The organism is Streptomyces sp. NRRL S-340 (genome assembly GCF_000720185.1).
Lineage (GTDB): Bacteria > Actinomycetota > Actinomycetes > Streptomycetales > Streptomycetaceae > Streptomyces.
The window spans coordinates 214,516-229,873 of the sequence record NZ_JOIY01000010.1 but is presented as its reverse complement, the minus strand read 5'-3'; the positions used below and the strand labels follow the sequence as shown (position 1 = coordinate 229,873).

Genomic DNA, 15,358 nt, shown 5'->3' with positions numbered 1-15,358 from the left:
AGTGATCACCGAAGTGATCCGTTCCCCTGTCCGTGACCGCGGGCGCTGCGTAGGGTGATCGGGTGACTCAGTCCGCATCCTCCGCATCGACCGTACCGTCCGCCTATCTCCGTTTTCCGCACCTGCACGGGGAGTTGGTCGCCTTCACCGCCGAGGACGACGTGTGGCTCGCGCCGCTGGACGGCGGGCGGGCCTGGCGGGTCAGCGCCGACAACGTGCCGGTGAACCACCCGCGCATCTCGCCCGACGGCACCACCGTCGCCTGGACCTCCACCCGTGACGGCGCCCCCGAGGTGCACGTCGCGCCGGTCGACGGCGGGCCCGCCGAGCGCCTCACCCACTGGGGCAGCTGGCGCACCCAGGTGCGGGGCTGGACGCCCGGTGGCGAAGTCCTCGCCATCAGCACCCAGGGCCAGGCCAGCCTGCGCCGCACCTGGGCCCGCGCCGTCCCGCTGGACGGCTCGGAGGCCGCCGTCCTGCCCTACGGCCCGGTCGGTGCCGTCGCGTACGGGCCGCACACCGTACTGCTGTCCGCGACCATGGGCCGCGAGGCGGCCTGGTGGAAGCGGTACCGGGGCGGCACGGCCGGGAAGCTGTGGATCGACCCGGAGGACACCGGCGAGTTCGTACGCCTGCACGAAGACCTGGACGGCAACCTCGAGTACCCGCTGTGGGTGGGGGACAGGGTCGCCTTCCTCTCGGACCACGAGGGCACCGGCGCGCTGTACTCCTCCCGCGCCGACGGCTCCGAACTGCGCCGCCACACCCCTCTGGACGGTTTCTACGCCCGGCACGCCGCCACCGACGGCACCCGGGTCGTGTACGCGAGCGCCGGTGAACTCTGGCTCCTGGACGACCTGGACGGCGCCGAACCGCGCCGCCTCGGCATCCGCCTCGGCGGACCGCGCGTCGACCTGCGGCCCCACCCGGTCAACGCCGGCCGCTGGTTCGGGTCCGCCGCACCCGACCACACCGCCCGCGGCAGCGCCGTCGCCGTGCGCGGCGCCGTCCACTGGGTCACCCACCGCTCGGGCCCGGCCCGCGCGCTGGCCGCCGAACCCGGCGTCCGCACCCGGCTGCCGCGCACCTTCCGCGCCGACGGCGAGGAGTGGGTGGCGTGGGTGACCGACGCCGAGGGCGAGGACGCCCTGGAGTTCGCGCCCGCCACCGGCCTCGCCCCCGGCGCCACCCCGCGCCGCCTCGCCGCCGGACAGCTCGGCCGGGTCCTGGAACTGGCCATGGCCCCCGACGGCAGCCGCGCCGCCGTCGCCTCCCACGACGGCCGCCTGCTCCTCGTCGAACGCGAGACCGGCGAGGTCCGCGAGGTGGACCGCAGCGACAACGGCGACGTCACCGGCATCGCCTTCTCGCCCGACTCTGCCTGGATCGCCTGGTCCCACCCGGGCCCGAGCCCGCTCAGCCAGCTCCGCCTGGCCAACACCACCGACCTGTCGGTCACCGAGGCCACCCCGCTGCGCTTCCAGGACTACGCGCCCGCGTTCACCCTGGACGGCAAGCACCTCGCCTTCCTCTCCCACCGCTCCTTCGACCCGGTCTACGACGAGCACGTCTTCGACCTGGCGTTCGTGGAGAGTTCCCGCCCGCACCTGATCACCCTGGCCGCGACCACACCGTCCCCGTTCGGGCCGCAGCGCCACGGCCGCCCCTTCGAGTCCGCCGACAAGGACGAGACCCCCGAGGGCGAGGGCACCCCGGCCACCCGGATCGACCTCGAAGGCCTCGCCGACCGGATCGTGCCCTTCCCGGTCGAGGCCGCCCGCTACTCCAACCTGCGCGCCGCCCGCGACGGCGTGCTGTGGCTGCGGCACCCGGTGACCGGCGTGCTCGGCGCCTCCCGCGCCACCCCCGAGGATCCGGACCCGAAGACCGAGCTGGAACGCTACGACCTCGCCCAGCAGCGCATCGAGCACCTCGCCGCCGACGCCGACCACTTCGAGGTCAGCGGCGACGGCAAGCGCGTCCTGCTGTGGTCCGACGGCAAACTCAGGGTCGTCCCCAGCGACCGGCGCGCCTCCGGCGACGAGGACAGCGACTCCAACATCACCGTCGACCTGGGCCGGGTGCGCCAGACGGTCGACCCGGCCGCCGAGTGGCGGCAGATGTACGAGGAGACCGGCCGCATCATGCGGGACCACTTCTGGCGGTCCGACATGAACGGCGTCGACTGGGACGGCGTCCTCGACCGCTACCGGCCCGTCCTGGACCGCGTCGCCACCCACGACGACCTCGTGGACCTGCTCTGGGAGGTGCACGGCGAACTCGGCACCTCGCACGCCTACGTCACCCCGTTCGGCGCCTTCGGCGACGGCGCCCGCCAGGGCCTGCTCGGCGCGGACGTCTCCCGGCACGAGGACGGGAGCTGGCGCATCGACCGGATCCTGCCCTCGGAGACGTCCGACCCGCACGCGCGCAGCCCGCTCGCCGCGCCCGGCGTCGCGGTCCGCGCCGGGGACGCCGTCACCGCGGTCGCCGGCCGGCCGGTCGACCCGGTGACCGGCCCCGGCCCGCTGCTGGTCGGCACGGCCGGCAAGCCCGTCGAGCTGACGATCTCGCCCGCCGGCGGCGGGGAGGCGCGGCACGCCGTCGTGGTGCCCCTCGCCGACGAGGAACCGCTGCGCTACCACGCCTGGGTCACCGACCGCCGCGCCTACGTCCACGAGAAGTCCGGCGGCCGGCTGGGCTACCTGCACGTCCCCGACATGCAGGCGCCCGGCTGGGCGCAGATCCACCGCGACCTGCGCGTCGAGGTGGCGCGCGAGGGCCTGGTCGTGGACGTGCGGGAGAACCGCGGCGGGCACACCTCCCAGCTCGTCGTGGAGAAACTGGCCCGGCGCATCGTCGGCTGGGACCTGCCGCGCGGCATGCGGCCGGAGAGCTACCCGCGGGACGCGCCGCGCGGTCCGGTCGTCGCCGTGGCCAACGAGTTCTCCGGCTCCGACGGCGACATCGTCAACGCGGCGATCAAGGCGCTGGGCATCGGACCGGTCGTCGGCACCCGCACCTGGGGCGGCGTCATCGGCATCGACAGCCGCTACCGCCTGGTCGACGGCACCCTGATCACCCAGCCCAAGTACGCGTTCTGGCTGGAGGGCTACGGCTGGGGCGTGGAGAACCACGGCGTGGACCCGGACGTCGAGGTCGTCCAGCGGCCCCAGGACCACGCGGCGGGCCGCGACCCGCAACTGGACGAGGCGATCAGGCTGGCCCTGGAGGCACTGGAATCCAGCCCCGCCAAGACGGCGCCGGACCTGCCCGCCTGACGCCCCGTCCGGACCGCGGGCCGGCCGCCCACCGGCCCGCGGCCGACCGACTACGATGCCCCGTACCAGCTCACCGGCCCGAAGGAGCGCACGCGCATGGCAGGGGAACCCCAGGACGACTGCCTGTTCTGCAAGATCGTCGCGGGTCACGTCCCCGCGACCGTCGTCCGCGAGACGGACACGACCGTCGCCTTCCGTGACATCAACCCCCAGGCGCCCACCCACATCCTGGTGATCCCCAAGGCGCACTACAAGGACGCCGCCGCCCTCGCCGCGGGCGCCCCGCAGCTCGCCGCCGACGTGCTGCGCGAGACGCAGGCCGTCGCCGACGACGAGAAGCTGGAGAGCTACCGCACCGTCTTCAACACCGGCTCCGGCGCCGGCCAGACCGTCTGGCACGCCCACGCGCACGTCCTGGGCGGCCGCGGCCTGCAGTGGCCCCCCGGGTAGTGAGCCGTGTCCGTCCGTGAACTCGTCGTCCTCGGCACGGCCAGCCAGGTACCGACCCGGCACCGCAACCACAACGGCTACCTGCTGCGCTGGGACGGCGAGGGCATCCTGTTCGACCCCGGCGAGGGCACCCAGCGGCAGATGCTGCGTGCCGGCGTCGCCGCCCACGACCTGAACCGGATCTGCGTCACCCACTTCCACGGCGACCACAGCCTGGGCCTGGCCGGAGTCATCCAGCGGATCAACCTCGACCGGGTCCCGCACGAGGTCACCGCGCACTACCCGCGCTCGGGCAGGCGTTTCTTCGACCGCCTGCGGTACGCCACCGCCTACCGCGAGACGGTCGCCCTCACCGAGGCCCCGGTCGACGCCGACGGCGTCCTCGCGGCGACACCGGCCTACACCCTGGAAGCCCGCAGGCTCTCCCACCCGGTGGAGTCCTTCGGCTACCGGCTCGTCGAACCCGACGGGCGCCGGATGCTGCCCGGCCGGCTCGCCGCGCACGGGATCAAGGGACCCGACGTGGGCCGGATCCAGCGCGAGGGCTTGCTCGGCGGGGTGCCCCTGGAGGCGGTGAGCGAGGTGCGGCGCGGGCAGCGGTTCGCGTTCGTCATGGACACCCGGCTGTGCGAGGGCGTGCACGCGCTCGCCGAGGGCTGCGACCTGCTGGTCATCGAGTCGACCTTCCTCGACGAGGACGAACCGCTCGCCGTCGAGCACGGCCACCTGACCGCCGCCCAGGCCGCCCGGGTGGCCCGGGACGCGGGCGTACGCCACCTCGTGCTCACCCACTTCAGCCAGCGCTACACCGAACCCGACGCGTTCGAACGGCAGGCACGCGCGGCCGGGTTCGAGGGCGAGCTGACCGTGGCCCACGACCTGCTCCGGGTGCCGGTTCCGAAACGTCGGTGAAAGAGCCGTACGATTCTCTGATGCCCCTGCCCAAAGCTGAACTGCACCTCCATATCGAAGGCACCCTGGAGCCCGAGCTGGCCTTCGAGCTGGCCGCGCGCAACGGCGTGAAGCTGCCGTACGAGGACACCGACGCCCTCCGCGAGGCCTACCGGTTCGCGGACCTCCAGTCCTTCCTGAACCTCTACTACGAGCTGATGGCCGTCCTGCGCACCGAGCAGGACTTCGCGGACCTCGCCGACGCCTACCTCGCGCGCGCCGCCGCGCAGGGCGTGCGGCACGCGGAGATCTTCTTCGACCCGCAGGCCCACCTGGCGCGCGGCGTGGAGATGGGCACCGTCGTCGAGGGGCTGTGGCGGTCGCTCGGCCGCAGCGTGCAGCGGCACGGCGTCTCCACCCAGCTGATCCTGTGCTTCCTGCGCGACGAGTCCGCCGAGTCGGCCCTGGCCACGCTGGACGCGGCCAGGCCGTACCTCGACCGGATCGTCGGCATCGGGCTCGACTCGGCCGAGATCGGGCATCCGCCGGCGAAGTTCCGCGAGGTCTACGAGGCCGCCGCCGCCCTCGGGCTGCGGCGCGTGGCGCACGCGGGGGAGGAGGGGCCGCCGCAGTACATCACCGAGGCCCTGGACGCGCTCGGCGTCGAGCGCGTCGACCACGGCCTGCGCTGCATGGAGGACGCCGCGCTGGTCGAACGCCTCGTGCGCGACCGGATCCCGCTGACGCTGTGCCCGCTGTCCAACGTCCGGCTGCGCACCGTCGACACCCTCGCCGACCACCCGCTGCCCGCCATGCTGGACGCGGGCCTCGTGTGCACGGTGAACTCCGACGACCCGGCCTACTTCGGCGGCTACGCCGGCGACAACTTCGACGCCGTGCACCGCACCCTCGGCCTGAGCGAGGACCGGCTGCGCGAACTGGCCCGCAACTCCTTCCTCGCCTCCTTCCTGGAGCACGACGAGGAGCGCCGGCAGCGCTACCTCGCCGAGGTCGAGGCGTACGAGTTCCCGTAGGTCCCGCCGTCACGTTCCCGTCGCCGCCCGCAGGGCAGGCGGGACTTCGACGACAGGGCCTGGGCGGGCTCGCCGGGCAGGGCGGCCGGACTTCCCATGGTCCCGCCGCGCCCGGCGTGACGGCCCGCGCGCGCTGGTCGCGGTGGTGCACACTGGCCTGATCCGCACCATGCCAGGGGAGCGCACCGTGACCGCGTCCAGCACGCCCGCCGGAGAAGGACCGGAACAGCAGGAGAGCCGGGAGCGCCCGCAGCGCCGGCGGCAGCAGAGGCACCCGGAGCAGCAGGGGTGCCCCGGGGCGCAGGAGTCCCCCGAGGACCGCGAGTACCCGCGGGACCGGGAGTACGTCGTCGGGGCGGCCCACGCCCCCGCCGCGCCCCAGGTCGACCCGCTGGCCGCGCTGCGCACGGTGGACGACCCGCCCTGGGACGTCTACCTCACGGGAACGGTCTTCCTCGACATCATCTTCACCGGCCTCGACTCCGCCCCGGTGCGCGGGACGGAGTCCTGGGCGCGCGGGATGGGGTCGAGCCCGGGCGGTGTGGCCAACATGGCGACCGCCCTGGCCCGGCTCGGCCTGCGCACCTCCCTCGCGGCGGCCTTCGGCGACGACCACTACGGGGAGTACTGCTGGGACGCGCTGGAACAGGGCGAGGGCATCGACCTCTCGCCGTCGCGCACGGTCCCCGGCTGGCACTCCCCGGTCACCGTCTCCATGGCGTACGAGGGCGAGCGCACGATGGTCTCGCACGGCCACGAACCCCCGCCGGAGGACGTGCTGATCCAGGACGGCGGCCCCCTCCGGCTGCCGCCCGCACGGGCCGCGGTCGCCTCCCTGACCCCCGGCAGGCCCGAGCCCTGGATCGCGGAGGCCGCCCGCAACGGCACCCGCGTCTTCGGGGACGTCGGCTGGGACGACACCGGTGCCTGGGACCTGGCAGGCCTCGCCGACCTGGAGCACTGCGAGGCGTTCCTGCCCAACGCCGAGGAGGCGATGCGCTACACGCGCACCGACTGCCCGCGCACCGCCGCGCACGCGCTGACCGCCTTCGTGCCGGTCGCGGTGGTCACCCTCGGGGCGGAGGGCGCCTACGCGGTGGACCGGCGCACGGGGGAGAGCGCCGAGGTGCCCGCCATCGCGGTCGAGGCCCTGGACCCCACGGGAGCGGGTGACGTCTTCGTCGCCGGGTTCGTCACCGGCACCCTGGCGGGCTGGCCGCTGGCCGACCGGCTCGCCTTCGCCGGGCTCACCGCCGCGCTGTCGGTGCAGGAGTTCGGCGGCTCCCTGTCGGCGCCGGGCTGGTCGGAGATCGCGGCCTGGTGGCGCCGGGTCCAGTCGGTGCCCGGCCAGGACCCGGCGGCCCTGCGGCGGTACGCCTTCCTGGAACGGCTGCTGCCCCAGGCGTGCGTCGAGCCGTGGCCCCGGCGCCGGGCCGTGCCCACCATCGGCTTCGGCCGGTCCGCGTGACGTTGCCGGGCGAGGGCAGACGCCATTGACAGACAGATGACGTTTGCTGCTCAATTATCGGCAGGATCAAGCATGATTTTGCACGAGTACCGCACTTCCTGACCCATGGCTCCCTCCTGACCCTCCGTCGAAGGACATGCGTCGTGCGCAGACCAGCAGGCACACCGTCACGCAAACCCTCGCGCCGGCCCAGGGTGCTCCTCGCCGCCCTCGCCCTGAGCCTGGCCCTCCCCGTCGGACTCACCGCGCAGGACCGGGCCCAGGCCGCCCCCGCCGCCCCCGGCACGCCCGCGCCCCGCCTCACCACGTCCCCGGGCGAGGTGGACCTGACCGTCCCGCGCAGCCGCACCGCCCCCGGCTACCGCCTCCAGGTGACGACCGGTCAACTCTCCCTCACCACCCGCCGCTCGGGACAGACCGTCCTGGCCACGGCCCCCGCCGGCACGGGCGCCCTGCGCTTCCGCACCGCCGGCGCCTGGCAGCACGCCACCCGCGTGACCCACTGGACCTGGCACGGCGGCACCCTCACCCTCACCGCGGCGACGACGGCACCCGGCGCCACGGTCCAGGCCCGGATCACCCCCGCCGCCGACCGCTACCAGCTCGACTGGCAGGTCACCGGCCAGGCCGCACCCGACCGCCTCGGCATCGCCTACGACCTCTCCTCCGCCGGCCACTGGTACGGCCACGGCGAGGCCCAGACCCCGGCGGGCGGCCCCGGCACCGACCAGCCCTGGCCCCTCGACAGCGGCCAGGTGGTCCACTCGGCCTTCGGCCCGGCGTCGTACTACATGGTCGACCCCTTCTGGTACACCTCGCGCGCCACCGGACTGCGCGTGGACACCGGCCACGTCATGGACGTCGCCGTCAACCAGGGCAAGGACGGCCTCGGCCGCTTCGACATCGAGTCCGCCGAACCGTACAAGGCGACCGTCTTCGTCGAGTCCACGCCGCTGGACGTCTACCGCGACTACATCGGCATCGTCGGCAAGCCGGCGAAGAGCGACGCCGGCTACCGGCAGTACGCCGAGCCCGTCTGGAACTCCTGGGCGCAGTTCTACACCCACGTCGACCAGGCGAAACTCCTCGACTACGCGCAGGACCTGCACGACAACGGCGTCAAGGGCCACACGCTCCAGCTCGACGACAAGTGGGAGTCGAACTACGGGAACATGACCTTCGACGCGAAGGCCTACCCGGACCCGAAGGCCATGTCGCAGAAGATCCACGACCTCGGCTTCGACTTCGGCCTCTGGGTCACCCTGTGGATCAACCTCGACTCCGACCAGTACCGGTACGCCGCCGACCACGGCTACCTGCTCAAGTCCGCCGCCGACCCCGGCAAGCCCTGCACGGTCACCTGGTGGAACGGCACGGCGGGCATCGTCGACCTCGCCGATCCGGACGCCAAGGCCTGGTACGAGGGCCGCCTGAAGTCCCTCATGAGCACCTACGGCATCGACGGCCTGAAGTTCGACACCCGCTTCATCGACGAGAAGTGCGCCCCCCACGAGGGCTACAAGCCCACCGACTACCAGCGGCTCGGCGCCCAGCTCGCCGACGAGTACGACCTCCAGGGCGTCGGCATCCGCGTCCACTGGGACAGCACCGCCCACCGGGCCGGATTCGTCACCCGGCAGGAGGACAAGGGCACCGGCTGGAACTCCCTGCGGGCCTCCGTCAGCCAGAACCTGGCCATCTCCACCATCGGCTACCCCTTCGTCACCACCGACATGATCGGCGGCTCCCTCGGCCAGCCGGCCCCCAGCAAGCAGGTCCTGGTCCGCTGGGCGCAGTCGGCGTCCCTCATGCCCCTGATGTACGCGTCCACGTCGCCCGTCGACACGAACGACCCCACCACCGGCAAGAAGGTGGTCTACGACCAGGAGACCATCGACCTCTACCGGGCCGCGATCGCCCGGCACGGCCGCCTCGCCCCCTACATCTGGGACCAGGTCCAGGCCACCCTGCGCACCGGCGACCCGATCATGCGCCCCCTGTTCTTCGACTTCCCGAAGGACAAGGCCGCGTACACGATCACCGACGAGTGGATGCTGGGCCCGGCGGTCCTGGCGGCCCCCCAGCTCACCGACGCCCCCACCCGTACGGTCCACCTGCCCCCGGGCACCTGGTACGACGTGGCCCACGCCAGGACCGTCCACGGCAACCGCACCCTGACGTCCTACGCCACCCCGCTGGGCACGGCCCCGGTCTTCGTGAAACTCGGCGCGAAGGGAGCGGAAAAGGCCCTGCGGGCCCTGCGCTGACCCGCACGCCCGCGAGGGGCCGGCCGCTCCCTGCGGGGACGGCCGGCCCGTTCGCGCGGGGGCGGGGGCGGAGCCCCGGGGCGGGGGTTCTCCAGCCCACGGTGCCGGGCGGGCAGGTGGACGAAGCGGCTCTCAGAACCCCAGTCGCCGCAGCTGCTTCGGGTCCCGCTGCCAGTCCTTCGCCACCTTCACGTGCAGGTCGAGGAAGACCGGCGTCCCCAGCAGCGCCTCGATCTGCTTGCGGGACTTGATCCCGACCTCTTTCAGCCGCTTGCCCTTCGGCCCGATGATGATGCCCTTCTGGCTGGGCCGCTCGATGAACACGTTCGCGTGGATGTCCAGCAGCGGCTTGTCCGCCGGCCGGTCCTCGCGCGGCAGCATCTCCTCGACGACCACGGCGATGGAGTGCGGCAGTTCGTCCCGCACCCCCTCCAGCGCCGCCTCGCGGATCAGCTCGGCCACCATCACCTGCTCGGGCTCGTCGGTCAGATCCCCCTCGGGATACAGCGCGGGCCCCTCCGGCAGCAGCGGGATCAGCAGATCGGCGAGCAGCTCGACCTGATTTCCGCCGGTCGCCGACACCGGCACGATCTCGGCCCACTCGATCCCCAGCTCCTTGCCGAGCTGGTCGATCGCGATCAGCTGCTCGGCGAGCGCCTTGGAGTCCACCAGGTCCGTCTTCGTGACGATCGCGACCTTCGGCGTCCTCTTGATCCCCGCCAGCTCCTTGGCGATGAACCGGTCACCGGGCCCGATCTTCTGGTCGGCCGGCAGGCAGAAGCCGATCACGTCGACCTCGGCCCACGTCGCCCGCACCACGTCGTTCAGCCGCTCGCCCAGCAGCGTCCGCGGCTTGTGCAGACCGGGCGTGTCCACCAGGATCAGCTGCGCGTCCGGCCGGTGCACGATGCCGCGCACGGTGTGCCGGGTCGTCTGCGGCCGGTTGGAGGTGATCGCCACCTTCTGCCCGACCAGAGCGTTCGTGAGGGTGGACTTGCCCGCGTTGGGGCGGCCCACGAAACAGGCGAAGCCGGCCCGGTGTGCAGCCTCGGCGGACTGCTCGGATGACTGGGTACGAACGCTCATGGCGCCCATTGTCCCTGATCCACGACGCCCCGCCGCACGCCCGGCCCCCGGCCGTCCCCGCCCCGCCCCACCGCGGCCCCGGCGCGAGCCGGCCGCAATCCCCGCACCAGCGGCGACGTCATACGAAACGTCACGGAAACACACCCGTACGCGACCGGAAACGCACAGCGGTGACCCTCTGACGAGCCCCCGCCCGCGTTGGAGACGCCGTGACCGCAGTGACCACCGTGAACCTGGCCGCCCCCCGCATCGACACCGGCGACACCGCCTGGCTGCTGGCCGCCACCGCCCTGGTCCTCCTCATGACCCCGGGCCTCGCCCTCTTCTACGGCGGCATGGTGCGCACCAAGAGTGTGCTGAACATGCTGATGATGAGCTTCGTGTCGATCGCCCTGGTCACCGTGGTGTGGCTGGTCTGCGGCTACTCCCTCGCCTTCGGCGGCGACACGGCCGGCGGCCTGATCGGCGGTCTGCGCGAGGCCGGCCTCGCGGACATCGGCCCGGCCGACGTCCGCGGCACCGTCCCCACGCTCCTGTTCGCCACCTTCCAGCTCACCTTCGCGATCATCACGGCCGCGCTGATCAGCGGTGCGGTCGCCGACCGTACGAAGTTCGGTGCCTGGCTGGTCCTGGTGCCGGTGTGGACGCTGCTCGTATACGTTCCGGTCACGCACTGGGTGTGGGGTCCGGGCGGCTGGATCGGGCAGGGTCTCGGCGCGCTCGACTTCGCCGGGGGCCTGCCCGTCGAGATCACCTCCGGCGCCTCCGGTCTGGCGCTCTGCCTCGTCCTCGGCCCGCGCCTGGGCTTCAAGAAGGACGCGATGCGCCCGCACAACCTGCCCATGGTGATGCTGGGCGCCGGTCTGCTCTGGTTCGGCTGGTTCGGGTTCAACGCGGGGTCCGCGATGGGCGCCAACGGCCTGGCGGCGGCCGTCTTCCTCAACACCCTCGCCGCCGGCTGCACCGGCCTGCTCGGCTGGCTGCTGGTGGAGAACAAGCGCGACGGGCACCCCACCACCCTGGGCGCCGCCTCGGGCGCGGTCGCGGGCCTGGTCGCGATCACCCCGTCCTGCGGCACGGTCTCCCTGCCCGGCGCCCTGGCCGTCGGCCTCGCCGCGGGCTGTCTGTGCTCGTACGCGGTGAGCTGGAAGTTCAGGCTGAACTACGACGACTCCCTGGACGTCGTCGGCGTCCACCTGGTCGGCGGCGTCGTCGGCACCCTGCTCATCGGCCTGTTCGCGCGCAGGGCGATGACCGGCGGCACGGACGGGCTCCTGTACGGCGGCGGGCTCGCCCCGCTGGGCAGGCAGGCGCTGGCGGTGGCGGCCGTGGCGGCGTACGCCTTCGCGATGACGTACGGCCTGGGCAAGCTCCTCGACAAGGTCCTCGGCCTGCGGGCGAGCGAGGAGCAGGAGCACACGGGTCTCGACCTCACGGTGCACGCCGAGACGGCCTACGATCACGGGGTCCTCGGGCACGGCGCCCCCGTCGGCGCGTCCCCCGTCCCCTCCTTCGCCCGGAAGGCCGGCCACCAGGCATGAAGCTCATCACCGCGATCGTCAAGCCGTACCGCCTCGACGAGGTCAAGACCGCGCTCCAGGAGATGGGCGTGCACGGGCTGACCGTGACCGAGGCGAGCGGCTACGGCCGTCAGCGCGGCCACACGGAGGTGTACCGGGGCGCCGAGTACCGCGTCGACCTCGTGCCGAAGGTCCGTATCGAGGTGGTCGTCGAGGACGCCGACGCGGAAGCGGTCGTCGACGCCGTGGTCCGCGCCGCGCGGACCGGGAAGATCGGCGACGGCAAGGTGTGGGCCGTCCCCGTAGAGACGGTCGTGCGCGTCCGGACCGGCGAACGCGGCCCGGACGCGCTCTGAGCCTTCGCCGGGCCCGCGCGCGGCCCGCCCGGCAGCTCGGCGGCCTACTCGGCGGGGCCCGCGGGCCGGGTCAGGCGCACGGTGCCGTCGGGGCCCGCCAGCAGCACCGGCGTCCCGGCCCCGCCCAGGTCGCCCACCGCGGACAGGTCCTCGGGTGCCAGCCCCTCCGCCTCGCTGACCACGGCCGCCGCCTCCAGCGACGTCGCCCCGGACGCCACCGCCATCGCCACCGCCGTCTGCAGGGCGCTCAGCTTCAGCGAGGCGAGGTGCACCGAACCGGCGGCGTAGGTCCGGCCCGTCTCGTCCCGTACCGCCGCGCCCTCCGGCACACCGTTGCGGGCCCGTACCGAACGGGCCAGGGTGACGATCTTGCGGTCCTCGGCGTCAAGCGCGTTGCTCTCGGTCATGATCCGAGCATACGGAGCCGCACCGGCGCCCAGGTACCCGGAGCCGCACCGGCGGCCGTACGGCCCAGCCCGCCACGGGGCCCCTGGCGCCCCACCGGACACCTCACCCCGCCACCGGGTACATCGCCCCGCGCCGCCCTTCCGGGGAGGCCAGCCACTCCAGTTTCGACGCCGTGTTCGCCTCCTCCAGCGGGGTGTGCAGCACCACCGTCAGGTCCGGCCGGGCCGGTACCTTCATCGCCGTCGACTCCACGCACAGCAGACCCACCAGCGGATGCTCCAGTTCCTTGCGGACCTGCCCCGGCTCCTCGATGTCCCGTTCCTCCCACAGCGCCGTGAACTCCTCGCTGGCCCGCGAGACCCGGTCCAGGACCGCCTGGTACCCCTCGTCACCGGGACGGGCGGCGCACGCGGCGCGGAACTGGGCGACGACGGTGCGCGCGTTGCGCTCCCAGCTCTGCGAACGGGAGCGGTAGAGCGGGTCGGTGAAGAAGTCGACGAGGCAGTTCTGCGTGATGTCCGGGCGCATCCCCAGCACCACCGCGGCGGCGTCGTTGTACATCACGCAGTTGTAGTACAGGTCCATGATGTGCGCCGGGTACGGCATCCAGGTGTCGATCAGCCGGCGCAGTCCGTCGCACATGTCCCGCTTCCCGGGGGCCACTTCGGGCGCGGGCGGGTTCAGACCGGCGAGCAGGTACAGGTGCCGGCGCTCGGCGTTGCTCAGCCGCAGCACCCGCGCCACCGCGTCCAGGACCTGCGGGGAGACGGAGATGTCCCGGCCCTGCTCCAGCCACTGGTACCAGGAGGCGCCCACCCCGGCGAGCACCGCGACCTCCTCGCGCCGCAGCCCGGGCGTGCGCCGCCGGGCGCCGCCGTCCGGCAGCCCCGCCTCGGCCGGTGTCACCCTCGCCCGCCTGCTCATCAGGAACTCGCGCAGCTCACGCCGCCGCTGACTCTTGAACACGTCCGTGTCGGGCACGTACCGATCCCCCTCGTGCTGTCTGGTGGTGCCACCACCACCATAAGTGGCGACTCCCCACGGGTATTCCGGCCGCACCAAGCTCTTGCCCATGGCGATCGACACCACCACGGACACCTCGTCCGCGGCCCCTTCACCCACGACCACCCCGTCCACCACCGCGTCCCCCGCTCCCGCGTCCCCCGCTCCCGCCGCCCCCGGGCCCGACGGGACGGCGCCCGGCGCCCCCCGGCTGTCGACGCGTGACAAGCTGGTCCTCTTCGTCCTGTGCGCGGCCCAGTTCATGGTCGCCCTGGACTTCTCCGTCCTGAACGTGGCCCTGCCGGACCTGGGCGCCGACCTCGGCATGAGCCGGTCCGCGCTCCAGTGGGCGGTCACCGCGTTCGCGCTCCCCTCGGGCGGCTTCCTGCTGCTGTTCGGCCGGGCCGGCGACCTGTTCGGCCGGCGCAGGCTGTTCCTGACCGGGCTGGCCGTGTTCGGCGCCTCCTCGCTGCTGGCCACCCTCGCCTGGGACCCGGCGTCCTTCCTGGCCGGACGGGCGCTGCAGGGACTGGGGGCGGCGGCGATCGTGCCGACCGGCATGTCCCTGCTGACCACCACCTTCCCCGAGGGGCCGGCCCGCGACCGCGCCCTCGGCATCTCCGGCACCCTGCTGTCGCTGGGCTTCACCGTCGGCATGGTCGCCGGCGGCGTCCTCACCGACGCGTTCGGCTGGCGCTCCACTATGGCGCTGCTCACCGTGTTCGCGCTGATCGTGCTGCCGCTGGCCCCCGGCCTGCTGCCCGAGTCCCGCACCCCCGACCGTCCGCGCCTGGACGTACCCGGAGCGGTCACCGTCACCACCGGCCTGCTCGCGCTGATCTACGCCCTGTCCACCGCCGCCGACCACGGCTTCGGCCGCGCCGACGTCCTGGTGACGCTGATCGCGGGCCTCGCCCTGCTGACCGCGTTCGTGATCGTGGAGTCCCGTTCGGCCGCCCCGCTGGTCTCGCTGCCCATGCTGCGCCGCCGCACGGTGGCCTGGGGCAACGTGGGCGGCCTGGTCACCTTCTCGATGATGTCGACGGTCGTCTTCGTCCTGACTTTGTACCTCCAGGAGATCCTGGGCCTGTCGGCCTTCGAGACCGGCATGGTCTTCGGGGTGCAGGGTGTGCTGTCGGTGGTCGCCGGTTCGTACGCCGCAAAGGTCATCGGCCGCTTCGGCGCCCGCCGCACGCTGGCCGGCTCGCTGGCCGGGCAGGGCGCGCTGATCGCCGCGCTGCTCGGACTGGGCACCGGGTCCTGGTCGGTGTGGCTGGCCACGGCCGCCGTCTCGCTGGCCAGCATGTGCCACCTGGGCGCGATCGTCTCCTACGGCCTGACCGTCACCTCGGGCGTCCCCGACGAGGAGCAGGGCCTGGCCACCGGCCTGGTCACCTCCACCCAGCAGGTCGGCATCACCGTCGGCATCCCCCTGCTGGGCGTGCTGGCCACCACCTCCGGCGACCTGCTCGCCGGTGTCCACACGGTGCTCGCCCTGGACGCGGCGATCGTGCTGGTGGCGGCGGTGCTGGTCGGACTCGGCCTGCGCGGCCGGAAGGCCGCGGGGAGCCCGGCGGCCTGAGCGGCCGCGCGGC

At 73.3% G+C, this 15,358-nt stretch carries 12 protein-coding genes; 9 read left to right on the top strand and 3 right to left on the bottom strand.

All coding sequences use genetic code 11. From position 1 onward, the window contains the following. Positions 1 to 62: 62 nt before the first annotated feature. The 6 genes from IG64_RS10535 (at position 63) to IG64_RS10510 (ending at position 9,391) form a co-directional block, all read left to right on the top strand. A complete protein-coding gene (locus tag IG64_RS10535; RefSeq protein WP_051812611.1) occupies positions 63 to 3,281 on the top strand; it encodes a S41 family peptidase in 3,219 nt (1,072 codons plus the stop codon). Positions 3,282 to 3,377: 96 nt separating this feature from the next. Next, positions 3,378 to 3,731, top strand: a complete 354-nt coding sequence (locus tag IG64_RS10530; RefSeq protein WP_037854355.1) for a histidine triad nucleotide-binding protein — start codon at positions 3,378 to 3,380, stop codon at positions 3,729 to 3,731. Positions 3,732 to 3,737: 6 nt separating this feature from the next. Continuing rightward, positions 3,738 to 4,643: a ribonuclease Z gene (locus IG64_RS10525; protein WP_037854353.1), complete on the top strand. Its 906-nt coding sequence runs from the start codon at positions 3,738 to 3,740 to the stop codon at positions 4,641 to 4,643. Positions 4,644 to 4,663: 20 nt separating this feature from the next. After that, positions 4,664 to 5,656: an adenosine deaminase gene (locus IG64_RS10520; protein WP_037854351.1), complete on the top strand. Its 993-nt coding sequence runs from the start codon at positions 4,664 to 4,666 to the stop codon at positions 5,654 to 5,656. A 187-nt stretch (positions 5,657 to 5,843) separates the two neighbouring features. Beyond that, positions 5,844 to 7,124, top strand: coding sequence for a PfkB family carbohydrate kinase (locus IG64_RS10515; RefSeq protein WP_037854348.1), 1,281 nt, complete (start codon positions 5,844 to 5,846; stop codon positions 7,122 to 7,124). Between the two features lie 143 nt (positions 7,125 to 7,267). Beyond that, positions 7,268 to 9,391: a glycoside hydrolase family 31 protein gene (locus IG64_RS10510; RefSeq protein WP_234438465.1), complete on the top strand. Its 2,124-nt coding sequence runs from the start codon at positions 7,268 to 7,270 to the stop codon at positions 9,389 to 9,391. Positions 9,392 to 9,523: 132 nt separating this feature from the next. On the opposite strand, the gene era is transcribed toward IG64_RS10510, so the two are convergent. Continuing rightward, the gene (gene era, locus IG64_RS10505) at positions 9,524 to 10,477 is read right to left on the bottom strand and encodes a GTPase Era (protein WP_037854346.1); all 954 of its coding nucleotides are present in this window, start codon (positions 10,475 to 10,477) and stop codon (positions 9,524 to 9,526) included. A 227-nt stretch (positions 10,478 to 10,704) separates the two neighbouring features. Here era and IG64_RS10500 point away from each other — a divergent pair, with 227 nt between their 5' ends. Next, positions 10,705 to 12,018, top strand: a complete 1,314-nt coding sequence (locus tag IG64_RS10500) for an ammonium transporter (protein WP_051812648.1) — start codon at positions 10,705 to 10,707, stop codon at positions 12,016 to 12,018. Beyond that, positions 12,015 to 12,353: a P-II family nitrogen regulator gene (locus IG64_RS10495; protein ID WP_037854343.1), complete on the top strand. Its 339-nt coding sequence runs from the start codon at positions 12,015 to 12,017 to the stop codon at positions 12,351 to 12,353. Before IG64_RS10500 ends, IG64_RS10495 begins: the two co-directional genes overlap by 4 nt. Before the next feature lie 44 nt (positions 12,354 to 12,397). Here the strand turns inward: IG64_RS10495 and IG64_RS10490 are convergent, their stop codons facing one another. Further along, complete coding sequence (locus tag IG64_RS10490) at positions 12,398 to 12,760, bottom strand: cytidine deaminase (protein ID WP_037854342.1); 363 nt, start codon at positions 12,758 to 12,760, stop codon at positions 12,398 to 12,400. A 103-nt stretch (positions 12,761 to 12,863) separates the two neighbouring features. Next, positions 12,864 to 13,685 (bottom strand): helix-turn-helix transcriptional regulator, encoded by an 822-nt coding sequence (locus IG64_RS10485; RefSeq protein WP_420709908.1) that lies wholly within the window; start codon positions 13,683 to 13,685, stop codon positions 12,864 to 12,866. Positions 13,686 to 13,833: 148 nt separating this feature from the next. Here IG64_RS10485 and IG64_RS10480 point away from each other — a divergent pair, with 148 nt between their 5' ends. Further along, the gene (locus tag IG64_RS10480) at positions 13,834 to 15,345 is read left to right on the top strand and encodes an MFS transporter (RefSeq protein ID WP_037854339.1); all 1,512 of its coding nucleotides are present in this window, start codon (positions 13,834 to 13,836) and stop codon (positions 15,343 to 15,345) included. Positions 15,346 to 15,358: the final 13 nt, after the last annotated feature.